Raw genomic sequence first — 26,287 nt, 5'->3', positions numbered from 1 at the left:
CGCAATGTGTCCCTTAATTAAACCAAAAGCAGCAGAGCAAGAATCAGCACTGCACCCAGCCCCAACGAGGCAACATACCAACGGATCTGACCGTTTTCACTCACCGATAACCCTTTATTTGCCCAACGAGATAGGCTAGCAGGAATATTCATTAGTGAGTTCACCGGATCGCTCTCAAGTAGCCATGCGACACCTTTAAATGGTTTCACAAAGACCACGTCATACAACCAATCGAAGCCCCACGCATGGTACCACCATGTTGAGAGGAAACGGCCTGGCGCACTTTTAGCGATAGCATTGGCAATTGAACGTCTAAATAGATAGAGGAATGCCGCAATTAACAGGCCGGCGATGGCAAACCCACCAGAGATAGCTTCCAGTAAGATTTTACCGTCATGCCCTGCGAGTGGTTTGGCTGGGAATACCCCTTCTAATGGCTGATGAATTAATGCACCAACAAACGTTGCAAGAATAGCCAGAATACCCAGTGGCAATGTGTGGGTGATACCTTTGACCTTGTGCGCTTTGATTTTCGCTTCGCCGTGGAAGACGATGAAAATCATACGGAAGGTGTATATTGCGGTCATTAATGCACCGATGATACCTGCCCATAACAAGACTGTCTGTCCATCAAGTTGAGCACCCCATAAGATGGCATCTTTACTGTAGAAACCGGAGGTAAATAGAGGCAGTGCCGCAAGTGCACTTCCGCCAATCAACATGACAACGTAGACGAATGGAATTTGCTTACGCAACCCACCCATTTTGAAAATATTTTGCTCGTGATGGCACGCTAAGATAACCGAACCTGCTGACAGGAACAGCAACGCTTTAAAGAATGCGTGAGTCATTAGGTGGAAAATCGCTGCATCCCATGCTTGGACACCCAAAGCCAAAAACATATAACCAATTTGGCTCATGGTTGAGTAAGCGAGAACACGTTTGATATCTGTCTGTACCAGCGCGGCACAACCTGCAAAAATCAAGGTTACCGCACCCACTACACCCACAAGGTGCAGAACTTCAGGCGCTAATAAGAACAACCCATGAGTACGGGCAATCAAGTAAACACCCGCTGTTACCATGGTTGCGGCGTGGATCAGTGCCGAAACAGGTGTTGGACCCGCCATCGCATCAGCCAACCATGTCTGTAGTGGTAATTGCGCCGATTTCCCGACTGCGCCACCTAAGATCATTAAGGTTGCCCAGTTTATCATGGTTGAGCCTTCAGCAAATTTCTGTGGCGCAAGTACCGCCATTTCGCTGAAGTTAAGTGTACCGAGCTCATTCCACAGGATAAACATACCGATGGCTAAGAACACATCACCAATACGGGTCACGAAGAAGGCTTTCATCGCCGCTTTGCCGTTATCTGGATTGGTGTAATAGAAACCAATCAACAAGTAACTGCACAGCCCTACCCCTTCCCAACCGAGATACATCAGCATCATGTTATCTGCTAGTACTAAAACCACCATACTCGCGATAAACAGGTTGGTGTAAGCGAAGAAACGTGAGTAACCTTCCTCGCCACGCATATACCAAGAAGCATATACGTGAATAAGGAAGCCCACACCCGTTACCACACCTAACATGGTAAGAGAAAGACCATCAAGGGCTAAGGTAAATGGGATGTTGAACGTACCAACAGACATCCAAGTCCATAATGGCTGGGAATAAACATACCCCACCGTCACGGCATCTTTGACTAAAAATTCACTGCCAGCAAAGAATGCGACTACAGCGGCTAAGCCGACCGAGCCCGCACCGATAATGGCAGAAACATTTTCTGACCAGCGACCACGAGAGAATGCAAGTAGCACAGACCCCAATAGTGGCAACAGAATCGTTAAATAGAGTAGGTTCATCCGCGCATCTCACTGACTTTATCAATATTCAGGTTCTGACGATGACGATGGAGTTGCAGTAACAACGCCAATCCAATACTCGCCTCCGCTGCAGCCAATGCAATTGCCAAAATATACATAATTTGGCCGTCTGGCTGCCCCCAAAAACTCCCTGCGACAACAAAGGCTAGCGCAGCTGAGTTAATCATGATCTCCAGTCCGATCAGCATAAAAAGCAAGTTGCGGCGAATAACAAGACAGCTGAGTCCCATTACAAATAAAATCGCCGCTAAAATCAGACCATGTTGAAGAGGTATCATTATTGCTCCTCCGCATTACGGCTACTGACAAGGTCAGCGCTGTTTTCTTGACGGTCACGACCGACGTGGAACGCAACTACGATACCCGCCAGTAATAACAATGATGCAAGTTCAACGGCCAAAACATAAGGACCGAATAAACTGATACCCACTTCTTTTGCCCCAATAACAGTACCTGCGATACCTTCTTGGTAAGAAAGAGCGTTAATGCCGTAAATGAGGATGGCCAGTAAAACCGCAGATAAAACGGCGGGACCTATCCACATTTTTGGTTTCAGCCAAGCACGTTCTTGTTCTTCGACAGAACGCCCTAGATTTAGCATCATCACCACGAAAACAAACAGAACCATAATGGCTCCGGCGTACACGATGATCTCCAGTGCGCCAGCAAAATAAGCGCCTAGTGAGAAAAACACCATGGACAGAGCCAGCAGAGAAACAACCAGATACAGTAGTGCATGCACCGGGTTGGTATTCGTTATCACCCTCAGAGTTGCTAAAATAGCAACTAGGCCGGCGATATAAAATGTAAATTCCATGAATATCGCTCCTTATGGCAACAGGTCTTTGACGTTAATAGGTTTCGCTTCATTATCCGCTTCACCCTTGTCTTTACCCGCAACCGCCATACCCGATTTCCGGTAAAAGTTATAATCAGGATATTTACCCGGACCTGAAATCAACAAGTCACCTTTCTCGTAAACGAGATCCTGACGTCTCCAATCGGCCATTTCAAAGTCTGGTGTTAATTGGATTGCCGTTGTAGGACAAGCCTCTTCACACAGACCACAGAAAATACAGCGCGAGAAGTTAACGCGGAAAAATTCTGGATACCAGCGCCCGTCTTCATGCTCGGCTTTTTGCAGTGAGATACAACCCACTGGGCAAGCAACCGCACATAAGTTACACGCAACACAACGCTCTTCACCGTCTGGGTCGCGCGTTAACACGATACGCCCACGGTAACGGGGTGGCAGATAAACAGGTTCTTCTGGATACATTAGCGTTTCGCGTTTATCGAACGCATGTAGCCCCACCATCCAAATACTGCGTACTTGGGTGGCGAAACCGACCAATAACTCTTTCAATGTCATGGTTCAATCACCCCTTACTGAGCGTTGTATAAAATCACTGCTGCGGTACCCAGCAGGTTAAGCAGTGTCAGCGGCAGACAAATTTTCCAACCGAAGGACATTACTTGGTCATAACGTGGACGCGGTAAAGAGGCACGGATCAGGATGAACATCATCATGAAGAAAGCCGTTTTAATCGCAAACCACAGGAACGCTGGCAAGAATGGTCCATGCCAACCACCAAAGAACAGTGTCACAATCAGCGCGGACACCGTAACGATACCGATATACTCACCGACAAAGAACAAACCAAATTTCATGCCCGAATATTCGACGTGGTAACCATCTGCAATTTCTTGTTCTGCTTCCGGTTGGTCAAACGGGTGACGGTGACATACCGCAACGCCCGCAATCGCAAAGGTCAGAAAACCAAAGAATTGAGGAATAATATTCCACATGCCTTCTTGGGAATTGACGATGTCGATTAAGTTGAATGAACCTGCTTGCGCAACCACACCCATTAATGACAAGCCCAAGAATACTTCGTAGCTAACGGTTTGTGCTGATGCACGCATCGCGCCGAGTAATGAATATTTGTTGTTACTTGACCAACCGGCAAATAGCACCGCATACACGGCAAGACCCGCCATCATCAGGAAGAATAAAATTCCGATGTTAAGGTCTGCAACGTGCCAAGTTGGACTCACCGGCACGATAGCGAATGCGAGGAACAATGAACAAAATGCGATAACTGGCGCTAGCGTAAATATTTTTTTATCCGCGAACTGTGGGACCCAGTCTTCTTTAAACAGCATTTTGAACATGTCGGCAATCAATTGACCCATACCAAATGGGCCAACACGGTTAGGGCCATAACGGTTCTGGAACAGACCTAAAATACGGCGCTCCCCCAGACTCATGTAAGCACCACACGTCACAACAACCAATAAAATAACGACAGATTTGAGGATGGAAATAATCACTTCCATCACGCCCGGAGAAATCCAATCCATCATGCTCCCCTCCGCAGATTATTGACTGACACGCCCGCCATAACAGGTGCGATACCCGGCATACCTAACGGTAAACCAATTTGACCTGCTGATAAGTTCTTGCTGATGCGTACAGTCAAGTTAAATGCTTGGCCTGCATGACTAAATTCAGCTTTAGAACCCACAGGTAGACCTAGGCTTGCCGCATCTTGCGTATTCAGCATGATATAAGGCTCTGGCATACGCTGTTGGATCACATCTGAACGCTGTGACATTTCATCACTGCCGAACAAATGATAATAAGGCGCGATAACCCACTGAGCTTCTGTCGCTTGATAAGCGGCTGGAATGTCAGTGAAATAGGTCAATTTGCTTTCGGTTGAGTTAAACAGACGCACACCCGGATCACCAAATAGTAGGTGCCCGCCCACTTCTGCTTGGAATTTATTCCATGCTTGTGGTGAGTTCCAGCCCGGCGCCCATGCAAATGGAATTTGCTGACGAGGTGCTGTTGGACTGTTATTCCCTTCCATAGAGAAAGCAAATGGCGAGTCAATATCTTGTGGTTGACGAGGCTCATGTACCGATTGGTTCGCTAGCATAGCCGTACGACCACTGTAACGATGCGGTTCACGTGCCAGTTTCTGCCCACGGATACGGAAAGACGCTTTCGGTGCAGCATTCACAATACCCGCAAATTGCGGCATTGCGGCAACACAGTCAGCAATCACATGATCAAGTTGCGACCAATCAGCGTCACGTGCTTGTGCTTCTGTTTGCAATGAATGCAACCAGCGCCAGCTTTCGTTCATCACGATAGTTTTATCGTAATACGTTGGGTCGAATACTTGGAAGAAACGTTGTGCACGGCCTTCTTGGTTAATCAAGGTGCCATCTGCTTCTGCGAAACTCGCCGCAGGCAGGATCAACGTTGCTTTATCCATGATAGCGGTGTGTTGATGATCAGCAACTATCAACTGTTTCAATTTCGCCAGTGCGCTATCAACTGCATCAATACTGCTGTGACGGTAAAGGTCATTTTCCATCACAATCGCTACGTCAGCTTCATTCGCTTCAATACGCGCTAACGCACTATCAAGCGGCTGCGCATTCATCATGGCTAAACCAAAGCTATTTGCATGGGACGCGAGATATGACAGACCGACGTTGGCACCTTTCGCTTTTAGCGCAAAAGCCACGTTTGCGGCAGCTTGGATCATCGCATCACTTGCACTGTGGCTACCACTGATAATCAATGGTTTTTTCGCACTTGCTAACGCTTGTGCAATGGTTTCCACTTTGGCTTTCAAATCCGCTGGCAAGCCATCAACTACCGGTGCTTCACCGTTAATCATATTGGCGATAGCAAAACCTAAGCGGGCTTGATCTGCCACTGGCGCACGATAGTTAAAGGCAGCAACATCATCTAAACGCGTATCGTCCACGTTAGTGATAAACAGCGGATATTTTGCATGTTGACCAATGTTTTGGATTGCTGCGATTTGCCAATCGGCCACTTTTTGTGCCGCTGCCATCTCACGCGCTTTACCTTTAACCGCTTGGCGAACCGAAAGTGCCATACGCGCACCCGTCTGAGTTAAATCTTCACCCAGTACTAATACCGCATCATAACTTTCAACTTCACGCAGGGTCGGGGTATAAATACCGCCATTTTGCAGGATATTTTGCATCAGCGCTAAGCGGCGCTGTTCACCCGTTGAGATACCTGAGTAGAAGTTTTCTGCGCCAACCAGTGCACGTAATGCATAGTTGCTTTCAATGCTTGCACGCGGTGAACCAATACCAATCACTTTTTTCGCTTGATTGATAATTTGCGCACCACTTTGCATGGCTTCAATCGCTGAAATAACCTGTTTAACACCGTCTTTGTTCAAAACGGCTTGGCGAGGACGATCTTTGCGATTGACATAACCATAACCAAAACGGCCACGGTCACAGAGGAAGTAATGGTTTACGGAACCATTATAGCGGTTTTCAATACGGCGCAATTCACCATAACGCTCACCTGGGCTGGTATTACAACCGATGCTGCACTGTTGGCAGATACCCGGTGCAAATTGCATATCCCATTTACGGTTATAGCGTTCGGAGTGCGTTTTATCGGTAAATACCCCTGTCGGACAGACTTCGACTAAGTTCCCTGAAAATTCACTTTCCAGTGTTCCGTCTTCTGTACGACCGAAGTAAATATAGTTATGGGCACCATAGACACCTAAGTCAGTGCCATCAGCGTAATCTTTATAGTAACGAACACAACGATAACAGGCGATACAGCGGTTCATTTCATGACTAATGAACGGCCCGAGATCCTGATTAACGTGAGTGCGTTTCGTAAAACGATATTTACGCATGGTGTGACCGGACATCACCGTCATATCTTGTAAATGGCAGTTACCACCCTCCTCACAGACTGGACAGTCGTGTGGATGGTTGGTCATCAGCCATTCAATAACACTTTCACGGAATTGTTTGGCTTCTTCATCATCGATAGAGATGTAAGTGCCTTCCGTTGCCGGTGTCATACAGGACATTACTAGGCGACCGCGAGTATCATCCGCGTTCTGATATTGCTTAACCGCACACTGGCGGCAAGCGCCAACGCTTCCCAGCGCCGGATGCCAGCAAAAATAAGGAATATCTAGCCCCAGCGATAGGCAGGCTTGTAGCAGGTTTTCAGACCCGTTTACATTATATTCTTTGCCGTCTACATATATTGTAGCCATAGTCAGCATGCTTCCCAAAGGCCCGCTTAAGCGCAGGCGTTAATCAAAAATACGTTCTTGGTGAAAAACTTATCTAACGGTTGCTCAATCGTTAGATACTACCAACGCTGCTTAAGCAGATTTGGCTGGATACCGGCAATGTGCGTAAGATTACGCAAATCTTTTTGCGAGATACCCGCTTCGAATTCTTCACGGAAATATTTGATGGCACTTTGTAGCGGTTCAACCGCACCCGGTGCGTGTGCACAGAAAGTTTTACCTGGGCCGAGGAAGCGACATAACTGCTCGAGGGTTTCAATATCCCCCGGCTGGCCTTCGCCTTTTTCCAGCGCTTGTAAAATTTTCACACTCCACGGTAAACCATCACGACATGGCGTACACCAACCACAGGATTCACGTGCGAAGAATGTTTCGAGATTACGCACTAAAGAAACCATATTGATTTCGTGGTCAACCGCCATTGCTAATGCCGTTCCAAGACGACTACCGGCTTTGGCGATGTTCTCGAAATCCATTGGTAAGTCGAGGTGGTCACTGGTCAGAAAGTCTGTTCCTGCACCACCCGGCTGCCATGCCTTAAATTTCAAACCGTCACGCATCCCGCCAGCATAGTCTTCTAACACTTCACGTGCAGTGGTACCGAAAGGCAGTTCCCAGAGACCTGGGTTTTTAACACGACCGGAGAAACCCATCAGTTTTGTGCCGGCATCTTTACTCTTACCTGCGCTCAAGTCGATATACCATTGGTCACCGTGCTCTAAAATTGCGGGCACGTTACAGATGGTTTCAACGTTATTGACGCAAGTTGGCTTGCCCCACGCACCTGATGTAGCGGGGAATGGCGGTTTAGATCGAGGATTTGCACGGCGGCCTTCAAGGGAGTTAATCAATGCGGTTTCTTCACCACAGATATAACGCCCCGCCCCAGTGTGCACAAACAGTTCGAAATCAAAACCCGAACCGAGGATATTTTTGCCTAGCAGGCCTGCTGCTTTGGCTTCTTCGATGGCGCGACGTAAATTTTGTGCCGCTTCAACATATTCACCGCGTAAAAAGATATAACCCCGGTAGGCTTTTAATGCATAAGCACCGATGATCATTCCTTCCACTAATAAGTGTGGTAGTTGTTCCATCAATAGACGGTCTTTATAGGTGCCCGGCTCCATTTCATCCGCATTACATAAGAAGTAACGCAGTTTCATGTTTTCATCTTTCGGCATTAGGCTCCATTTCAGACCTGTTGAGAACCCTGCACCACCGCGACCTTTTAGGCCTGCGTCTTTAACCAGGTTAACAACTTCTTCTGAGGCCATGCCTTTGAGAGCACGTTCAACACCTTTATATCCGTTAGTACTGCGATACTCGTCCAACCAAACCGGTTGACTGTCATCACGCAAACGCCATGTCAGCGGATGTGTCTCAGCAGTGCGGATCACTTGTTTAACGGAGGAGTTTGTCATGGATACTGCTCCAGTAGCTTTTCAATATTTTCAGGCTGAACGTAGCTGTGCGTGTCATCATCGATCATCATCGATGGACCCTTATCACAGTTACCTAAGCAGCAAGTTGGCAGCAATGTAAAGCGACCATCTTCTGTTGTTTGGCCTGGGCGAATATTGAGCTGCTTAATAATTTCAGCTTCTAAGCCCTGATAACCCGTAATATGGCAAACAACACTGTCGCAATAGCGAATAATATGGCGTCCAACAGGTTGGCGGAAAATTTGGCTATAGAATGTCGCCACACCTTCCACGTCACTCGCTGGGATACCGAGAACGTCTGCTATTGCGTAAATAGCACCGTCTTCAACCCAGCCACGGTTTTTTTGCACAATTTTCAGTGCTTCAATTGATGCTGCACGAGCGTCTTCGTAGTGGTGTTTCTCACCTTCAATCTCTTCACGTTCTTTGTCAGTCAGGACAAAGCCATGATGGGCTTGAGGTTCAAACACATTCACCACATCGAGCGCATTGTGCTTATCATTTTCGTTATGTTCATTATGCATGGTTAGCGATCCACATCCGACATTACAAAATCGATACTACCCAGATAGACGATTAAGTCCGACACTAAACTACCTTTAATCACCGCCGGAATTTGCTGCAAGTGAGCATAACTCGGGGTACGAATACGTGTACGATAGCTCATGGTGCTGCCGTCACTGGTTAGGTAGTAGCTGTTGATCCCTTTCGTGGCTTCAACCATCTGGAATGACTCATTCGCAGGCATCACAGGCCCCCAAGACACTTGTAAGAAGTGGTTGATCAGGGTTTCAATGTGCTGCAACGTCCGCTCTTTTGGCGGTGGAGTTGTCAGTGGATGATCTGCCTTGAAAGGACCTTCAGGCATATTCTTCAAGCACTGCTCAAGAATACGAATACTCTGGCGCATCTCTTCAACTTTGATCATCACACGGTCATAACAGTCACCGTTGTGAGCGATAGGAATATCGAATTCAAAGTTTTCATAACCTGAATATGGACGCCATTTACGTACGTCAAAATCAACGCCTGTCGCACGTAAACCTGCACCTGTTACACCCCATGCTAATGCTTCCTCTTTCGTATAAGAAGCCACGCCGATTGAACGGCCTTTGAGGATGGAGTTTTTCAGTGCAGAGGTCACATAAGATTCTAAACGTTTTGGTAGCCAATCTAATAGCTCACGTAGCAGTTTATCCCAACCGTGCGGCAAGTCATGAGCGACGCCACCAATACGGAACCAAGCTGGGTGCATACGGAAACCAGTAATAGCTTCAACAACGTTGTACACTTTTTGTCTATCGGTGAACGCAAAGAACACCGGTGTCATTGCACCAACGTCTTGAATATACGTACTGATGTACAAAAGGTGGCTATTGATGCGGAACAGCTCAGACATCATGACACGGATAGTTTTAACTCGATCCGGTACTTCGATACCTGCCAGTTTTTCCACGGCTAAGATGTATGGCATTTCATTAACACAACCGCCAAGATACTCGATGCGGTCAGTGTAAGGAATATAACTATGCCATGACTGACGCTCACCCATTTTTTCAGCACCACGATGGTGATAACCGATATCGGGAACGCAGTTAACGATTTCTTCACCATCAAGCTGCAACACGATACGGAACGCACCGTGAGAAGATGGATGGTTTGGACCCAAGTTCAGGAACATGAAATCTTCGTTTTCATTTCCACGTGACATGTCCCACTCTTCTGGTTTGAAAGTTAATGCTTCCATTTCCAGATCTTGCTTTTGCTTAGTCAGGACGAACGGGTCAAATTCAGTTGCTCGCGCAGGATAATCCTTGCGTAGCGGGTGACCTTCCCAGCTTGGCGACATCAGCAGGCGGCGTAAATTCGGATGACCTTGGAAGGTTATACCGAACATATCCCACACTTCACGCTCATACCAACTTGCATTCGGGAACAGTGAAACCACGGATGGTACGTTTAGGTCATTCTCGTTAAGAGCCACCTTCAACATAATATCGCGGTTACGGTCAATGGAGATAAAGTGATAGAAAACACTAAAATCTGCCTCTGGCAGACCTTGACGGTGAATTCTTTGACGCTCATCTACCCCATGTAAGTCAAATAACATGACATACGGTTTTGGTAGTTTCTTTAAGAAATCTACAACTTCCAGCAGCTGTTCACGCCTAACCCAAATGACTGGCATACCAGTCCGAGTCGCTTGAACAGAAAAGGCATCCGGCCCAAATTGGTTGCGCAGCTCCAGAAGCACAGGGTCATTTAAATGATCCTGTGTCTGCCATCCTGGCTGGGTATTACTTACTTGCGCTATCTGATCTGTCATCATTCTTCACCATAACGCTTGATCAGGTTTATTATTTCGCAACAACATTGCTCTGTTACGCTGTATGGCTTTAAGCCTTAAATTTCGTCTGGTGTACGCAGGTTAGTCACTGCGATACGTTCACCGTGCTTTCTTTCTCTTTCTGACTGCATATTGGCACGATAAACACCCTGATCGCCAACGACCCAGGAGAGCGGACGACGCTCTTTGCCAATGGACTCTTGCAAAAGAAGCAGAGCCTGCATATAGGCTTCAGGACGTGGTGGGCAACCCGGGATATAAACATCCACAGGGATAAACTTATCGACACCTTGTACGACAGAATAAATGTCATACATACCACCAGAGTTTGCACATGAACCCATTGAGATAACCCATTTAGGTTCCAGCATCTGATCGTAAAGACGTTGAATAACAGGCGCCATTTTTGTAAAACAGGTTCCTGCTACTACCATGAAATCGGCTTGACGAGGTGAAGCACGCAGTACTTCTGCACCAAAGCGGGCAACGTCATGAACAGCCGTGAACGAAGTCACCATTTCTACATAGCAACATGAAAGGCCAAAGTTATATGGCCATAGAGAGTTTTTACGTCCCCAGTTAACAACATCATGTAATGCATGAGAAAGTTTTCCCATGTACACACTATTTTCAACTTGCTGCTCCAGTGGATCGCTTACGATTTCCTGAGTTTGCAGTGGGTAACGGTCGTTCTCACCGTTCGGATCTATGCGGGTGAGCGTATAATCCATTTTATAATGCCTCGCTTTTTACTGCGGATGACGATTGCTGATTTTAATAACTTCACTAGGACCTTTAACTGCGCGACGAGAACGGACTGGAGTCCAATCCAATGCCCCAACGCGAATCAGATAAAAGAGTCCCGCCAACAATACTAGAATAAAGATAGCGGCTTCGATGAAACCGACCCAACCCGCTTCGCGGATGGCCACAGACCATGCAAATAAAAACATAGCCTCAACATCGAAGATAACGAAAAACATTGCCACCAAGTAGAACTTAGCTGACATGCGAAGACGGGCACTACCAACAGAATCAATACCTGATTCGTAGGGGACGTGTTTTGTTCTGGCTTTGGCGCGACTGCCCAGAAAATGACCAGCGACCAACATGAAAGCACAAAGACCGATAGTGCCGATAAGGAATACCGCAAATGCCCAGTTATGGGCTAACGCTAGGATTGATGTAGACATACTCGTTGCTTACTCATTACTTATGGTGTGTAAACTGCTCTTTTTAACAACACGGCAGTATTGCACCACAATAGCCCAGTTAATCGAGAAGAAAGACCAAAAATTATCACCAAACTAAAAATCAGCCTGAAGACTGTGTTTGGTTTGTCCTCTCTCATTACAATTTATTTCGCTCAAATTAAGCAAAATAACCCGTATTTATTACAAAACATTCACATCTCAAAAACACTGATACAACAAAAAATACGCACAACCTGCTAAAACGTGTCAGTTTAATGATACACAAGCAAACACGCAATCTAGTTTAACTGATTATTCGTTTTTACTACACCATTATCTCAGGAAAAACCTGTCTTAACAGATGAAAAATTGCGCTTTTTATTTGATCTAACGCACAGTTTTATTGAAAAAGTATTCAATTTGTTTACATTGCATTCAATTTTACTTTATCTCTTGATAACGCTTTTTTATTCATCAGTTATAGTAACTCTCTGACAAGCCAGCGCTATTTTATCAATTCAGCAAAAAAAGAATGTTAATTAAGTAACAAGTTGTTAACTAAGTAATGAAATTCATGTTATGCCATCTATATCACAATTATTTCATGCTATTGATTATTTAACCATACTTATTAAGTGGTTAATTGATTTATTTGTGACCATCTAAGCATAAAAAATTCATAACGATGAACTTAATCATGATATCGCTCAGTTGGATAAGCTTTTTAATACCGTTGGCCACACAAAAATGATACAAGCTAGAATTTGTTAATATTAAAAATAGGATTAATATATTTTTAATATTGAGGGTTCTCTCTAAATAATATCCGATACTATTAGTGACTTTAACTACTACTTATTAGGTAATCATTCCACGCTATTTAAAAGTGACACGCTAAAACGAGTAATAAGATTATATCATCGGCAGATTAATTAGTTTAAAGCCATAAAAAAAGCCGAGCTCAATATCATTGAGGCTCAGCTTCGGTAATTAATAATAATTAATGCTATTTCGTCAGTGATAGACGGCTCATTCACCCTTCGCTAAGATTTGACTCAGCGATTTCACTGGCTGTTGATGCAACATAAGGAATTTTTTTATTCTCAATGGCATTAAATACCGTCAAAACAAAATCTTTTTGCTCATCGGCATTTTTATATAGCCAGTATTGAATATCCGGCAAGCGAGGTAAACCATCAGCCTCACTTAATATGCGAAGATCTGCGTTTTGCATTTCCATCGGTCTTGCCGTTACACCCACTTCCGCATTAACTGCCGCTCTTACTGCTGGTAAAGAGGCCGCTTCATAGGCAACATGCCAAGGAAGTCCTGCTTCATCTAAGGCTGCGGTACACAGCTTACGGTAAGGATTGGTTTCATCCATTACAACCAAAGGAATAGGTTCATTATGGCGTAACTGGAAATCAGGGGCGCTATGCCATAAAACAGGGACAGTTCTTAATGCTGTTTTAGGGTGATGGCTAATTCTGGCCGTGGTCAAGGCTAAATCGATTTCGTGGTTATCCAACATCGCCTCAATATATTGAGCACGTTTGATTCTCACTTCTATCGCAATACGTGGATATACGGAGGCAATACGGTTAAGTAGGAATGGCAGCAAAATATCGACAGTATCGTCAGATGCACCGATCCTAAGCTCACCCTCTGCATCATTATAGGTTAATGACGCTGTCGCATCATCGTTTGCACGCAGAATTTGCCTTGCGTAACCTAATAGTTGCAATCCATGAGCGGTCAGAAGCTTATTCCGACCATGGCGTGCAAATAACTCACGACCGACTAATTGCTCTAAACGTTGCATCTGTTGGCTAACAGCCGACTGTGTTCTACATACTGCAGCTGCCGCAGCAGCAAAGGTGTTAAGATCAGCAACTGCAACGAAAGTACGTAACAAGTCGAGATCTAAGTTCATTATTGGACGATTGGAATTTATCATCGTTAATTCTCTTATATAATTTTATATTACCTGGTGTTTCTGCTCTCCTCCGTGAGAATCAGCGAGTTTGTATCAACTACTTCATTATTTGCATCTCTAATCCATAGATTTGCATTTCCTGGTATATGTTTAGTCAAAGGCTTGGATTAAGTAAAAATACATAATCCTTATTAAAACATATTGGTATCTGGTTAAAGCAATACACTTTCAAAAACTGATATAAGTAAGTCCCTATTGTACTCATTTAACGACTAAATAGTTTTATTTAGCGGTTATAACAATGAGGTTTTCTAAGGGTAACCTAACAATATTTAACGTATTCTTCAGTGCAAAAACCGCATAAAGAAAATCTTTATTGGGCTGTCTAAATACTAACATACTTAATGTAATTGCAATTATTTTAATGTAAGCACATTATAAAAAGCATTTCACTATTTGACAATTATCAGACATATCAATTAATTGTCAAAAAATCACTCATCTTTACTTTAAAAAACACGCCTGAAACAATCAATATTACTAACAAAAAAGGTCAAAACATTATAAAAAGTCACCAATTAAGTGTTAAATTTATTTCTTTATTAATGATTTAATGCTCAATATTACATTTTGATACAATAAATTTTAATTGAGTCACTTTTAATGCCTTTCTTTCCTTTTTTACTCCAAAACAACAATAATTATTAAAATAAAATATCAAATAAAGCAATACAACTAGATATTAAATCTAACTTATTGAATATTTTAAGATGCGCTGTATTGCATTTATGCACAAACCAACCTTTTACACCAAAAATTATCTTGCATCTTCAAAAGCTTCCGACAGAAGAGTACAGTAAGAGATATATGCTGGTCCCCCTATCAAAGCCACCCGTTAGGGTAATGAGAGAACAATGAATAATTTAACAAAATCCAATAAGCTCGATAATGTTTGCTATGACATTCGTGGGCCAGTTTTAAAAGAAGCTAAGCGCTTAGAAGAAGAAGGTAACAAAGTCCTCAAACTGAATATTGGGAATCCAGCACCGTTTGGCTTTGAAGCACCTGATGAGATCCTCGTTGATGTCCTACGTAATCTGCCGAGTTCGCAAGGTTACTGTGATTCAAAGGGTCTCTATTCCGCACGGAAAGCCATCGTTCAGCATTATCAAGCGCGTGGTATCCACGAAATGACGGTTGAAGATGTCTATATCGGTAATGGTGTTTCTGAATTAATTGTCCAAGCCATGCAAGCATTGCTTAATAATGGTGATGAAATGCTAGTTCCCGCTCCAGACTACCCATTATGGACAGCGGCTGTTTCCCTTTCAGGTGGAAATGCCGTTCACTATATGTGTGATGAGCAGCAAGGTTGGATGCCTGATCTCGACGATATTCGTAAAAAAATAACCCCAAGAACGCGTGGTATCGTGGTTATTAATCCAAATAATCCAACTGGTGCGGTTTACAGTAAAGAATTGCTGATGGAAATTGTCGAGATCGCTCGCCAACATAATCTGATTATTTATGCAGATGAAATTTATGACAAGATCCTTTATGACGATGCCGTTCATCACTCAATCGCAGCCCTTGCACCTGACTTATTAACGATCACCTTCAATGGGTTATCTAAAACCTACCGCGTAGCAGGTTTTCGTCAAGGTTGGATGGTACTCAACGGTCCGAAAAAACATGCAAAAAGCTATATTGAAGGCTTAGAAATGCTCGCTTCCATGCGCTTGTGTGCCAACGTACCAATGCAACATGCCATCCAAACAGCGCTTGGAGGTTATCAAAGTATCAGTGAGTTTATTCAACCGGGCGGTCGGCTTTATGAGCAGCGTAACCGTGCTTGGGAATTAATTAACCAAATCCCGGGAGTTTCTTGTGTCAAACCACAAGGGGCACTATATATGTTCCCAAAAATTGATATTAAGCGCTTCAATATCCATGATGACCAAAAAATGATCTTGGACTTACTATTGCAAGAAAAGGTTCTACTTGTACAAGGAACGGCATTTAACTGGCCAGAACCTGACCATTTTCGTATCGTGACTCTGCCTTATGTAGACGACCTTGAAATGGCAATTAATAAATTTGGACGCTTCATCGAACACTATCGCCAATAAGATAAATTCTGTTCTGTAATCGTAAAATAGCCGCCTGATTTTTAGGCGGCTATTTTTATTTATCGCTATCACAAATAATCATTTTAATACCATCGAATAAAAACAGTCATAATTTGATTATCAAATAATAGATATAAAATAAACCGCTGCTAAGAAAAATAACAATAATATTATTGGAAAATACTTCATAACGTCCCTTAATAAAATTTAATTGCTGACACCTTTGATTATAATTTTTTATGACACCAAATCAAATGATAATTAAAACCAAGTTAAGGTGTTTTATTCTCTCGCTCTTAATTAGACTATCGCCTGTAGATTAAAATTTATTTTTATTTTCAATTTTTATTTTTCTTACTACTGCTATAATCGATTTAATTCAGTCTGATCTTTGCTTTTTATCTTTTTATCTTTTTATCTTTTCATTTAGATATATTTGAATGAATCTATCTTTATCTTAATTTTCAGCACGCTAAATAATTAAGATTTATGCTAATCGATAAAATAATGCGTTACCATTTTCTTATCTAGCATGCACCTCTATAAATAAATAGATAGCTAGTGCGAATAAGTACAGCCAGCAGTCCTGCAACTTGAACAGTGACCAGCATATACCTTATAATTATTTCTTTGCATTTATAATGAGGTTCTATGAGCTACTTTTTTGCCCACCTTGCTAGAATGAAACTCATCCATCGCTGGCCTTTAATGCGTAATGTTCGTACTGAAAACGTTTCAGAGCACAGCCTACAAGTGGCTATGGTGGCACACGCACTAGCGATTATTAAAAATCGTAAATTTGCTGGAAATGTTGATGCACAACGCATTGCGCTACTCGCAATGTACCATGATGCAAGTGAAGTGATTACGGGTGATTTACCCACACCAATAAAATATCACAACCCACAAATCGCTCATGAGTATAAAAAAATTGAAAAGTTTGCCCAACAGAAATTGTTGGATATGCTGCCAGAAGAACTGCAAGAAGATTTTAAAGAATTGCTTATAGAAGATTTACAATCAGATGAAGAGCATTTCATTGTTAAACAGGCGGATACGCTATGCGCCTATTTAAAATGTTTAGAAGAGCTATCAGCGGGCAACAGTGAGTTTACACTCGCGAAAAAACGGCTTGAAAAGATGTTAGACGAGCGCAATAGCCCAGAAATGCAATATTTTATCGAAAATTTTGTTCCTGGGTTTAATTTGTCCCTTGATGAAATTAGTAATTAGTCTAAAAGTAGGAATACTTCACTATTCCTACTCAATCTATCAATCTTTTAATCTTTTAATCTTTTAATTTTAATGCAGTTGAACAATCTGAAGAACTTGGAAAATGGACATATAATTTTTTAGACTCACCATTAACGCCTAGAGTCACCTGCCCATGATCTTCTTTCTTAATTGAACAATAAAAATTACTCTTCGTTTCATAGACCCGTCCACTTTGCGTTTCGATTAGAACTTGCCAATAATCATATGAATCAAATACACCTAACTCATACTTAAATGAAAAAACATCCTTCAGAATAGACTTATTAGGAACATTGCGCATAAAACTTCTTTTATAAAAACGAGGTTCTGAGCTATTTATTATATCAGAAATATAATAATGTATTTCAACTCGGGTTAAATCCTCACCCCAAAAATTTTCAAATGTAGCAAGGCCATAATAGTATCTCTCAGTATCTATTATACTCGAATTTATTTTCATCCGCGTCACCATAAAATAATAAAGAAGAATTAATTTACCAATATTGGACTATAAGAATAAGAATTTTAAATATTAAAGAGGTATTTTTAAATATTTTAATATTGATTAATAGGGCTCAATAAAAATAGAGCCCTATTAATTAGAAAGGAAATAACATAGGCACTACTAGAATACTGATGATCATCACAATGATAGTAAATGGAACACCCATTTTTAAGAAATCAGAAAATTTATAACCCCCAGGCCCAAGGACGAGAGTATTTACTGGGGATGAAACTGGTGTCATAAATGCAGCAGATGCTGCAATACCGACAATCATGGCAAAGGGTAGCGGAGAAACGTCCATTTGACGTGCAGCTGCTATCGCAATCGGTGCCATCAATACGGCAGTCGCCGTATTTGAAATGAATAGCCCTATTGTTGCACAGAGTATAAATAGGCATAATAACATCACGTGCGGCCCCATATTCCCTGCAATCTTCATGAGAGCATCAACAGCAAGGGTAATTCCCCCCGTCTCTTGCAACGCTAAAGCAAATGGCATCATTCCAACGATTAAAATGATGCTTGGCCAGTGAATTGACTTATAGGCACTTTCCATATCAATACAACGGAATTTCCCCATCAATAAACAGGCAATTAATGCAGCAATAAAATTTGGAATTTCATTTGTTACCATCATGGCAACCATTAATGCTAAGCAAAACAGTGCATGAGGTGCTTGGGAAGATGCAGGAGCAACCGCTTCAACTTCGGCCGCTAAATTTAATACAATGAAGTTACGTGGTTTGGTGGAAAGAACTCGAATGAGCTTCCAGTCACCAATAACCAGCAGAACATCCCCCAGCCTTAACGCTTCATCGACCAATTTGCCATCAAGTGCTTTACCATCACGGCGGATCCCAACAATATTAAGACCGTATCGGGTTCTAAATTTAATTTCACGCAGGCTTTTCCCCAAGAGTTCTGAATCCGGGTTCATTGAAACCTCAGCCATGCCGACATCACGAGACTGGTCTGAAAAGTAATCACCACGCAAAATCATGGGTTCGAGTTGTTGTTCAAAACAAAATTGGCGTAAATCGTCATCGCTAACAGAAATATCAACTAATAGAACATCCCGCTCACGTAATTCAGTCCCGCCCGTTGCACTGACCATCACACGACGGAATTTCCGCCAGCGCTCAATACCCACAACGTTAGCTTCATAACGAGAACGTAAGTGAAGCTCATCTAAAGTGTGTCCAATAAGCGGGGACCCTTTACGAATAGCCAGCCGACGTGCACGCCCAGTTAATTTGTAGTCACGAATAAGATCACGAAAAGTACGTTGATAACGCTCGGGGAGTTTATCTGCTTCACTGTTGCCCAGCCAACGACGTGTTAACCACATGTAGGCGATACCTGCAAATAAGATAATAATACCGATGGGGGTTATTGAGAAAAATTGGAAACCTTTGATACCTTCACGTACCAATTCACTGTTCACTACCATATTGGGAGGAGTAGCAACCAGTGTCATCATTCCGCTGATCAGGCCGGCAAAACCTAGGGGCATCATAAGACGGCTGGGTGAAATCTTCATGCGAGAAGCGACGCTGAGGACGACGGGGATAAAAATAGCCACAACACCTGTTGAGCTCATAAAAGCGCCAAGACCCGCAACAGTTAGCATTAAAAACACCAACATTTTGCTTTCGCTGCTTCCCGCTACTCGAACAAGCCATTCCCCCATCTGGTAAGCAATACCCGTTCGGACGAGCCCATCACCTATCACAAAGAGCGCAGCAATAAGTAATACGTTAGGGTCTGCAAAACCTGCTGTTGCTTGTTCAAGCGTTAAGGTGTCACTCAAAACAAATGCGACAATAACTAATAGTGCTACCACATCCATACGGATTTTATTGGTGGTAAAAAGTACTATTGCAATCAGTAAGAGGGTTAACACCCACAGCAATTCTCCGTTCAAAACATCCCCTTTCGACGAAAAAAACAGTGTTAAATATTTACCTTAGTTAACCATGTTTTACGGAGAATTACTTTGATTAAATCACTGTTAATCTATTTTTGACACGGAAAGTTCAAAATAGCCATTATTGTCAGGTCCTGTAACCGAAATTTGCTCTAATGAACTGACAACTATATCAATTTCATCTCTTCTCGGCATTCCTTCTGGCGCATGAACTGCAATGACTTTACTACCCGCATTTAATGCAGAATGAATACCTGCAGGGGCATCTTCAAACGAAATACACTCATTTGCGTTAAGTGACAATGCTTGAGCACCGAGCAAGAAAGGTTCTGGGTCTGGTTTTCCCTTACTGACTTTTTCGAATGTAACCCAATGTTTTGGTTCAGGTAACCCCGCGACTTTCCGACGTCCATGGGCAATCGGTACAGTGCCTGAAGTGACAATCGCCCATGGCGCACTGAGTTCATTTAATCGTGACAATAATGCCACTGAACCCGGTAGAGCCACTACCCCTTCCATATCTTCACTTTCCATTTTTTCTAACCAGCGAAAATGAACCATGATTTCCTCTTCACTGGCATGAGGAAGGAAGTGACGCAAAGTTTCTAACGCAGGCTTTCCGTGAATATAGCTAATAATATCTTCTTTACTAACACCAATTTTTTCACCGAACAGGCACCAACTCCGCTCTACAACTGCTAATGAATCCACTAATGTGCCATCAAGATCAAATAGAAAACCTTTCGCCTTTAACTTCACGTTTGCTCCTTTTAATTTATTGAATTCAAAAAATAAACTCGATTATGTCTAAATTATTCAAATAATAAAATTGGTTTTACTCTAAATAATTCGCGTTGTAGCTAGGCGGCGAATAAGCTAATCCCAAGGAGCATACACTAGTATGTGACTTGGGTTAGCGCAAGAAGCCAACAACGCTATAACGTGAAGTATGACGAGTAAATTTAAGCAGTCAGAATTTGGGAGATCTCCACTGCTGACAAATGATACTGCCGCGGACAACCATGCCAAATCGCCAACATTCTGACATACTTATCCCACATTGGTGTTTGAGAATTAAACCCATGGGTTCCACTATCGAAGTGTGTGTAGCGACCTTCTGTATTTACCATGAAACGCACGTAACTTAAATAACGCGCTTCGGTCGCAGCATCAAAACCTAAGAACTGGACACGGCGGCCATCGATATCTTGCTTATTTTCCAAGTTAGCATATGACACTTGCAACGCATGGTACATTTCCATGGTGTCAATCACTGTGCGGCAGGTATCTTCAGTAAGATTACCAAAATCTCTATCTAATTCACGCATTTGCAAACCAAAACCGCGTTCAATAATGGTCTGCAGGCGACGATAACGCTCGCTATTATCAGGATCAAGCATCGTCATCACTTTATATTGATTGGATAAAATTAGGCGTTGTGCATTAGTCATTTCCATCATGGCTCTCCTCGGAAAAATTATTGAATCAATCTTCGCATTCAACAATCAGGATGGACAGTGAAAAGATGACTTTTATTGATCTAAACAGCCTTTTCGCATTAGTTGTTGTTAAACCAAGTTTTTTAGTGATCAGTGTTGGTATTCTACTCTAAATAATTCGGGTTATAGCTAGACACCGAGAGAAGATAACCGAGGAGCATACATGAGTATGTACTAGGTTATCTGAACGTCGCCAACAACGCTGTAGCACCAAGTATGACGAATTGTTTTTTATCCCGCTAAATAATACCGTTTACTCTAAATAATTCGAGTTACAGCTAGGCGCCGAGCAAAGATAATCGAGGAGCATACATGAGTATGTGACTAGGTTATCTGAGCGATAGCAACAACGCTGTAGCACCAAGTATGACGAATTGTTTTTTATCCCGCTAAATAATACCGTTTACTCTAAATAATTCGAGTTACAGCTAGGCGGCAAGTGAAGAGAGCTTGGGGAGCATAGGGAACTATGTGACCCAAGTCGCTGAACGCAGGCAACAACGCTGTAGCACGAAGTATGACGAGTAAACCTAGATATCGTCGATAAACGACTTATCCAGCTGCTTAAAAGCACGCTTCAAAAGTTCCGCTAAAGCCATATAGTTTGGTTGTTGTTCTATCGGTGCGATTGCGATACCTGCCTCGGTAAATTTCTCACGGATCTCATAAAACCAGCTTAATAGACTGGCGGGTAATGGGGTTGCCGCTCTTTTCCCTAACCACCAAAGCCCTTGCATAGGTAGACTACAGGCAAATAGCGCTGTCGCGATTGCTGGCCCTAGTTCGCCACCTAAAGCAATTTGCCATGCTAAGGTAAATATCGCGACTGGCGGCATAAAGCGGATACCAAATTTAACCGCTTTATTAATGCGGATTTCAGGAAAAATAGGGGAAAGTTTTTTTTCCAAAGGAAAAGTTTTCAGATAGAGATTCCCCAATCTGAATCGTTTAAAGAACCCGGGAGGGGTATTTTGTAATGTGCTCATTCATCACTTCCTAAGGAAATCTAAAAATCAAAAACACGCGTACTAGAGAAATATTTTTGCTAATTTACCTTAAATGAAACCACTTTAAGCAAAATCAGCTATTCTCTTATAGTTGCCGCTTCGCACCATTATAGCACCGACTATAGTGACTGTTATGCGGCACTTATGATTTGAATCAATCAAATGCCCTGTTTTTAAAAAAAACGTATAAAATATAAAATAATTTTAGTAGAATTAACGCTATTTAGAATTGCTGTTGGTTTTTACCACTTTGTCGCCCACTAAAATTTGTCGACTACAGTGATATATTGGGGTTTTAAGCGTTATTTCAACGCCAGATGTTAAGTATTTTTGATAAACACTTAACAGGAAAGGTAACGTTAGTTTTATAAAGCCCTGAAATTTACCAGTCTGTTTAAGTTTTCACTTTTTATATGATATCAATCATGACTTATCTGGTAAAAAATGCGCTAGTCTCTAGCGACTAATATTTTATTCTAAGTCTTTGCTAGCGGTTATTCGCTCTTTTAAAGGCTTCACAACAACAATTAACGATAGGTATTTCCATGTCAAGTAAGCTGGTACTGGTTCTAAACTGCGGTAGCTCCTCACTGAAATTCGCCATTATTGACCCTACAAATGGTGATGAATTCTTATCTGGTTTAGCTGAGTGTTTTAATCTGCCTGAAGCCCGTATTAAGTGGAAAATGGATGGCGAGAAGAAAGAAGCGCCTTTAGGTGCAGGTGCTGCACATAGTGAAGCACTGAATTTCATAGTTAACACTATCCTTGCTGAAAAACCAGAATTGTCTGCTCAGATAACCTCAATTGGTCACCGTATTGTTCATGGTGGCGAAAAATTCACTTCATCTGTCCTGATCACCGATGAAGTGATCGCAGGCATCGAAGCGGCTATCCCATTTGCACCACTGCACAATCCTGCTCACCTCATTGGTATTGAAGAAGCAATAAAATCATTCCCGCATCTGATTAATAAAAATGTCGCTGTATTTGATACTGCGTTTCATCAGACAATGCCGGAAGAATCTTACCTCTACGCACTGCCATACGAATTATATTCAGAACATAGTATCCGTCGTTATGGTGCTCATGGTACTAGCCATTTTTATGTTTCTCGTGAAGCAGCCAAAAGACTCAATAAACCGGTTGATGAACTGAACGTCATCACTTGCCACTTAGGTAACGGTGGTTCTGTTACCGCAATTGTCAACGGTAAATGTGTCGATACTTCAATGGGTTTAACACCATTAGAAGGCTTAGTAATGGGAACTCGTAGCGGTGATATTGACCCGGCTATCATTTTCCATTTACATGATTCATTAGGCATGAGTATTGATCAAATCAACAAAATGTTAACTAAAGAATCCGGTTTACTGGGCTTGACGGGTGTCACTAGTGACTGTCGTTATGTTGAAGACAACTATGGTACGAAAGCGGATGCAACTCGTGCAATGGACGTTTTCTGCCACCGTTTAGCGAAATATGTTGGCGCATACAGTGCATTGATGGAAGGCCGCCTTGATGCAATCGTCTTCACGGGTGGTATTGGTGAAAACTCTGCGCAAGTGCGTGAAATTACGCTGAAAAAATTAGCGCTTCTTGGTTTTGAATATGACCATGAACGCAACCTTGCAGCTCGCTTTGGTAAAGAAGGTGTGATCACCACCGATAACAGCCGCCCAGCGCTTGTTATTCCAACCAACGAAGAGTTGGTCATTGCCCAAGACGCTGCACGTCTAACCGCATAAAACGCTTTAAGCCGCCAGCAAATTTGCTGGCGGTTCTCTATTTGCACAGAAATAAAGAGGTTCACGTGTCCCGTACAATTATGTTAATTCCTACAGGCACCAGCGTTGGTTTAACCAGCGTCAGCTTGGGTGTCGTTCGCTCAATGGAACAAAAAGGCGTTCAACTGGGCGTTTTTAAACCTATCTCTCAGCCACGTATTTCCGGTAATAAAGACCAAACTACTGAAGTTCTGCGCTCACACTCAAGTATTACCAAGATTGTTGAGCCGCTAACGATGGAATATGTAGAATCATTGCTGACTTCATCAAAAAAAGATGTTTTGATGGAAGAGATCGTCGCACGTTACCATGAGCACACTAAAGATGCTGAAGTTATCCTGATTGAAGGCTTGGTTCCAACACGTAAACACTCTTTTGCACAATCACTAAACTATGAGATAGCCAAAACGCTAGGTGCTGAGATTGTATTTGTTACAGCCCCAGGTAATAGCAGTATCACTCAAATGCAAGAACGCCTTGAACTTGCTCGTAACGAGTTCGGTGGTCAACGCAACAAAAATATCATTGGGGTTATCATTAATAAGGTCAATGCACCTGTTGATGAACAAGGCCGTACTCGCCCTGACCTGTCTGAAATTTTTGACGACTCGACCAAAGCAACTATTGCCAATCTTGATACCAAAACATTGTCTTCACTGAACTTGCCAGTATTGGCCTCTATTCCGTGGAACTTTGATTTAATTGCAACACGTGCCATTGATATGGCTAAGCACTTAAATGCAAAAATTGTTAACGAAGGTGAAATCAAAACTCGCCGCGTTAAGTCAGTAACATTCTGCGCACGTAGTATTCCTCATATGTTGGAGCACTTCCGTCCAGGCTCACTGCTAGTGACTTCTGCAGACCGCCCTGATGTGTTAGTTTCTGCATCACTAGCGGCAATGAATGGCGTGGAAATTGGTGCAGTACTGCTAACTGGCGGTTATGATATCGATGCACCTATTCGTAAACTTTGCGAACAAGCCTTCGAAACAGGTTTACCTGTCTTTATGGTTGATAGCAATACATGGCAAACTTCACTGAATCTGCAAAGCTTCAGCCTTGAAGTCCCCGCGGATGACCATGAACGTATCGAAAAAATTCAAAACTACGTTGCACGCCATATCAGTAGCGACTGGATTGAATCATTAGTGGCTGACTCTGAACGCCCTAATCGTTTATCACCACCTGCATTCCGTTATCAATTAACTGAACTTGCTCGTAAAGCGGGTAAACGCATTGTTCTGCCTGAGGGTGATGAGCCACGTACCGTTAAAGCAGCATCCATCTGTGCTGAACGTGGTATTGCAACTTGCGTACTATTAGGTAATCCAGAAGATATTCGCCGTGTTGCTGCTGCTCAAGGTATTGAATTAGGTACTGGAATTGAAATTGTTGACCCAGTTAAAGCGCGTGAAGAATATGTTGCGCGTTTAGTTGAACTGCGTAAAAGCAAAGGCATGACTGAAGTTGTCGCTCGCGAACAACTTGAAGATAACGTTGTTCTCGGCACCTTGATGCTTGAAAAAGGTGAAGTTGACGGGCTAGTTTCGGGTGCGGTTCATACCACAGCAAATACCATTCGCCCACCGCTTCAGCTCATTAAAACGGCACCGGGCAGTTCACTCGTTTCTTCTGTTTTCTTTATGCTGCTGCCTGAACAAGTATTTGTTTATGGTGACTGTGCAATCAATCCAGATCCAACTGCCGAGCAACTGTCAGAAATTGCAATCCAATCTGCCGACTCTGCAACCGCATTTGGTATCGACCCTCGTGTTGCGATGATTTCTTACTCAACGGGTGATTCTGGTGCAGGTAGCGATGTTGAAAAAGTCCGTGAAGCAACGCGTTTAGCACAAGAAAAACGTCCAGATTTAATCATCGATGGTCCATTACAGTATGATGCTGCGGTCATGGCTGATGTCGCTAAATCTAAAGCACCTAACTCGCCTGTTGCGGGTAAAGCGACGGTCTTTATCTTCCCAGACTTGAATACAGGTAACACGACCTATAAAGCAGTACAACGTTCTGCTGACCTTGTGTCAATCGGACCGATGCTGCAAGGTATGCGCAAACCAGTTAATGACTTGTCCCGTGGTGCATTGGTAGACGATATTGTTTACACTGTTGCACTGACAGCGATCCAAGCTGCACAAAATGAAAATGCTTAATTCTTCATTTTAATGCACTTTAAGTCATCTTAAATTGAAATGCCCGCTAATGATCAGCGGGCATTTTTTATGTCT

Annotated in this window: 21 protein-coding genes; 4 read left to right on the top strand and 17 right to left on the bottom strand. The window is 42.9% G+C overall.

The features are described 5' to 3' along the window. Positions 1 to 17: 17 nt before the first annotated feature. The 12 genes from nuoL to M998_RS18085 all read right to left on the bottom strand — a co-directional run bounded on the left by nuoL (position 18) and on the right by M998_RS18085 (position 13,954). Complete coding sequence (nuoL, locus tag M998_RS18140) at positions 18 to 1,868, bottom strand: NADH-quinone oxidoreductase subunit L (RefSeq protein WP_068910159.1); 1,851 nt, start codon at positions 1,866 to 1,868, stop codon at positions 18 to 20. After that, positions 1,865 to 2,167, bottom strand: a complete 303-nt coding sequence (gene nuoK, locus M998_RS18135) for an NADH-quinone oxidoreductase subunit NuoK (RefSeq protein WP_068444889.1) — start codon at positions 2,165 to 2,167, stop codon at positions 1,865 to 1,867. Before nuoK ends, nuoL begins: the two co-directional genes overlap by 4 nt. Further along, positions 2,167 to 2,706 (bottom strand): NADH-quinone oxidoreductase subunit J, encoded by a 540-nt coding sequence (gene nuoJ / locus M998_RS18130; RefSeq protein WP_068444891.1) that lies wholly within the window; start codon positions 2,704 to 2,706, stop codon positions 2,167 to 2,169. Before nuoJ ends, nuoK begins: the two co-directional genes overlap by 1 nt. 12 nt (positions 2,707 to 2,718) lie before the next feature. Next, entirely contained in the window at positions 2,719 to 3,261 is a 543-nt protein-coding gene (gene nuoI, locus M998_RS18125) for an NADH-quinone oxidoreductase subunit NuoI (RefSeq protein WP_068444893.1), read from the bottom strand. A 14-nt stretch (positions 3,262 to 3,275) separates the two neighbouring features. Continuing rightward, positions 3,276 to 4,253 carry an NADH-quinone oxidoreductase subunit NuoH gene (gene nuoH / locus M998_RS18120; RefSeq protein ID WP_068444895.1) on the bottom strand — a complete coding sequence of 326 codons (978 nt, stop codon included), beginning with the start codon at positions 4,251 to 4,253 and terminating at the stop codon, positions 3,276 to 3,278. Further along, the gene (nuoG, locus tag M998_RS18115; protein WP_082913046.1) at positions 4,253 to 6,976 is read right to left on the bottom strand and encodes an NADH-quinone oxidoreductase subunit NuoG; all 2,724 of its coding nucleotides are present in this window, start codon (positions 6,974 to 6,976) and stop codon (positions 4,253 to 4,255) included. The genes nuoH and nuoG overlap by 1 nt, the downstream gene beginning before the upstream one ends. Positions 6,977 to 7,074: 98 nt before the next feature. Then, the gene (gene nuoF, locus M998_RS18110) at positions 7,075 to 8,436 is read right to left on the bottom strand and encodes an NADH-quinone oxidoreductase subunit NuoF (protein ID WP_068444899.1); all 1,362 of its coding nucleotides are present in this window, start codon (positions 8,434 to 8,436) and stop codon (positions 7,075 to 7,077) included. Beyond that, positions 8,433 to 8,981 carry an NADH-quinone oxidoreductase subunit NuoE gene (nuoE, locus tag M998_RS18105; protein WP_068444901.1) on the bottom strand — a complete coding sequence of 183 codons (549 nt, stop codon included), beginning with the start codon at positions 8,979 to 8,981 and terminating at the stop codon, positions 8,433 to 8,435. The genes nuoF and nuoE overlap by 4 nt, the downstream gene beginning before the upstream one ends. Positions 8,982 to 8,983: 2 nt before the next feature. Beyond that, positions 8,984 to 10,786, bottom strand: a complete 1,803-nt coding sequence (nuoC, locus tag M998_RS18100; RefSeq protein ID WP_175403104.1) for an NADH-quinone oxidoreductase subunit C/D — start codon at positions 10,784 to 10,786, stop codon at positions 8,984 to 8,986. A 74-nt stretch (positions 10,787 to 10,860) separates the two neighbouring features. After that, positions 10,861 to 11,535 (bottom strand): NuoB/complex I 20 kDa subunit family protein, encoded by a 675-nt coding sequence (locus M998_RS18095; RefSeq protein WP_068444905.1) that lies wholly within the window; start codon positions 11,533 to 11,535, stop codon positions 10,861 to 10,863. Between the two features lie 18 nt (positions 11,536 to 11,553). Beyond that, entirely contained in the window at positions 11,554 to 11,997 is a 444-nt protein-coding gene (locus M998_RS18090; protein ID WP_068444906.1) for an NADH-quinone oxidoreductase subunit A, read from the bottom strand. Positions 11,998 to 13,030: 1,033 nt separating this feature from the next. After that, positions 13,031 to 13,954, bottom strand: a complete 924-nt coding sequence (locus tag M998_RS18085; protein ID WP_068444908.1) for a LysR family transcriptional regulator — start codon at positions 13,952 to 13,954, stop codon at positions 13,031 to 13,033. An 893-nt stretch (positions 13,955 to 14,847) separates the two neighbouring features. Here M998_RS18085 and M998_RS18080 point away from each other — a divergent pair. Both M998_RS18080 and yfbR read left to right on the top strand, forming a co-directional pair. Then, a complete protein-coding gene (locus M998_RS18080) occupies positions 14,848 to 16,062 on the top strand; it encodes a pyridoxal phosphate-dependent aminotransferase (RefSeq protein WP_068444910.1) in 1,215 nt (404 codons plus the stop codon). Between the two features lie 651 nt (positions 16,063 to 16,713). Beyond that, positions 16,714 to 17,295: a 5'-deoxynucleotidase gene (gene yfbR, locus M998_RS18075; protein ID WP_068444911.1), complete on the top strand. Its 582-nt coding sequence runs from the start codon at positions 16,714 to 16,716 to the stop codon at positions 17,293 to 17,295. Between the two features lie 55 nt (positions 17,296 to 17,350). Here the strand turns inward: yfbR and M998_RS19850 are convergent, their stop codons facing one another. The 5 genes from M998_RS19850 to yfbV form a co-directional block, all read right to left on the bottom strand. Beyond that, the gene (locus M998_RS19850) at positions 17,351 to 17,776 is read right to left on the bottom strand and encodes a hypothetical protein (protein ID WP_231906733.1); all 426 of its coding nucleotides are present in this window, start codon (positions 17,774 to 17,776) and stop codon (positions 17,351 to 17,353) included. A gap of 139 nt (positions 17,777 to 17,915) precedes the next feature. Then, the gene (locus M998_RS18065; RefSeq protein ID WP_068444913.1) at positions 17,916 to 19,745 is read right to left on the bottom strand and encodes an SLC13 family permease; all 1,830 of its coding nucleotides are present in this window, start codon (positions 19,743 to 19,745) and stop codon (positions 17,916 to 17,918) included. Positions 19,746 to 19,832: 87 nt separating this feature from the next. After that, positions 19,833 to 20,507, bottom strand: a complete 675-nt coding sequence (locus M998_RS18060; RefSeq protein ID WP_068910155.1) for a sugar phosphatase — start codon at positions 20,505 to 20,507, stop codon at positions 19,833 to 19,835. A gap of 203 nt (positions 20,508 to 20,710) precedes the next feature. Then, positions 20,711 to 21,205: a YfbU family protein gene (locus tag M998_RS18055; RefSeq protein WP_068444917.1), complete on the bottom strand. Its 495-nt coding sequence runs from the start codon at positions 21,203 to 21,205 to the stop codon at positions 20,711 to 20,713. A 572-nt stretch (positions 21,206 to 21,777) separates the two neighbouring features. Continuing rightward, positions 21,778 to 22,233, bottom strand: a complete 456-nt coding sequence (gene yfbV, locus M998_RS18050; protein ID WP_068910153.1) for a terminus macrodomain insulation protein YfbV — start codon at positions 22,231 to 22,233, stop codon at positions 21,778 to 21,780. Positions 22,234 to 22,799: 566 nt separating this feature from the next. On the opposite strand from yfbV, the gene ackA reads away from it, so the two are divergent. Then, the gene (gene ackA / locus M998_RS18045) at positions 22,800 to 24,002 is read left to right on the top strand and encodes an acetate kinase (protein ID WP_068444920.1); all 1,203 of its coding nucleotides are present in this window, start codon (positions 22,800 to 22,802) and stop codon (positions 24,000 to 24,002) included. An 80-nt stretch (positions 24,003 to 24,082) separates the two neighbouring features. Continuing rightward, positions 24,083 to 26,212 carry a phosphate acetyltransferase gene (pta, locus tag M998_RS18040; RefSeq protein WP_197467567.1) on the top strand — a complete coding sequence of 710 codons (2,130 nt, stop codon included), beginning with the start codon at positions 24,083 to 24,085 and terminating at the stop codon, positions 26,210 to 26,212. The last annotated feature ends 75 nt before the right edge of the window (positions 26,213 to 26,287 follow it).

This window comes from Providencia heimbachae ATCC 35613, assembly GCF_001655055.1.
GTDB lineage: Bacteria > Pseudomonadota > Gammaproteobacteria > Enterobacterales > Enterobacteriaceae > Providencia > Providencia heimbachae.
The sequence above is the reverse complement of the archived record's forward strand: the minus strand, read 5'-3'. Positions and strand labels throughout refer to the sequence as shown.

Bases quoted from the DNA above. Each gene is read 5' to 3' on its own strand.
- nuoK (WP_068444889.1), bottom strand. From the start codon at position 2,167: ATGATACCTCTTCAACATGGTCTGATTTTAGCGGCGATTTTATTTGTA.
- nuoI (WP_068444893.1), bottom strand. From the start codon at position 3,261: ATGACATTGAAAGAGTTATTGGTCGGTTTCGCCACCCAAGTACGCAGT.
- nuoC (WP_175403104.1), bottom strand. From the start codon at position 10,786: ATGATGACAGATCAGATAGCGCAAGTAAGTAATACCCAGCCAGGATGG.
- M998_RS18095 (WP_068444905.1), bottom strand. From the start codon at position 11,535: ATGGATTATACGCTCACCCGCATAGATCCGAACGGTGAGAACGACCGT.
- nuoE (WP_068444901.1), bottom strand. From the start codon at position 8,981: ATGCATAATGAACATAACGAAAATGATAAGCACAATGCGCTCGATGTG.
- yfbV (WP_068910153.1), bottom strand. From the start codon at position 22,233: ATGAGCACATTACAAAATACCCCTCCCGGGTTCTTTAAACGATTCAGA.
- M998_RS19850 (WP_231906733.1), bottom strand. From the start codon at position 17,776: ATGAAAATAAATTCGAGTATAATAGATACTGAGAGATACTATTATGGC.
- nuoL (WP_068910159.1), bottom strand. From the start codon at position 1,868: ATGAACCTACTCTATTTAACGATTCTGTTGCCACTATTGGGGTCTGTG.
- ackA (WP_068444920.1), top strand. From the start codon at position 22,800: ATGTCAAGTAAGCTGGTACTGGTTCTAAACTGCGGTAGCTCCTCACTG.
- pta (WP_197467567.1), top strand. From the start codon at position 24,083: ATGTTAATTCCTACAGGCACCAGCGTTGGTTTAACCAGCGTCAGCTTG.
- nuoH (WP_068444895.1), bottom strand. From the start codon at position 4,253: ATGGATTGGATTTCTCCGGGCGTGATGGAAGTGATTATTTCCATCCTC.
- M998_RS18090 (WP_068444906.1), bottom strand. From the start codon at position 11,997: ATGTCTACATCAATCCTAGCGTTAGCCCATAACTGGGCATTTGCGGTA.
- yfbR (WP_068444911.1), top strand. From the start codon at position 16,714: ATGAGCTACTTTTTTGCCCACCTTGCTAGAATGAAACTCATCCATCGC.
- M998_RS18080 (WP_068444910.1), top strand. From the start codon at position 14,848: ATGAATAATTTAACAAAATCCAATAAGCTCGATAATGTTTGCTATGAC.
- M998_RS18055 (WP_068444917.1), bottom strand. From the start codon at position 21,205: ATGGAAATGACTAATGCACAACGCCTAATTTTATCCAATCAATATAAA.
- nuoJ (WP_068444891.1), bottom strand. From the start codon at position 2,706: ATGGAATTTACATTTTATATCGCCGGCCTAGTTGCTATTTTAGCAACT.
- M998_RS18085 (WP_068444908.1), bottom strand. From the start codon at position 13,954: ATGATAAATTCCAATCGTCCAATAATGAACTTAGATCTCGACTTGTTA.
- nuoG (WP_082913046.1), bottom strand. From the start codon at position 6,976: ATGGCTACAATATATGTAGACGGCAAAGAATATAATGTAAACGGGTCT.
- nuoF (WP_068444899.1), bottom strand. From the start codon at position 8,436: ATGACAAACTCCTCCGTTAAACAAGTGATCCGCACTGCTGAGACACAT.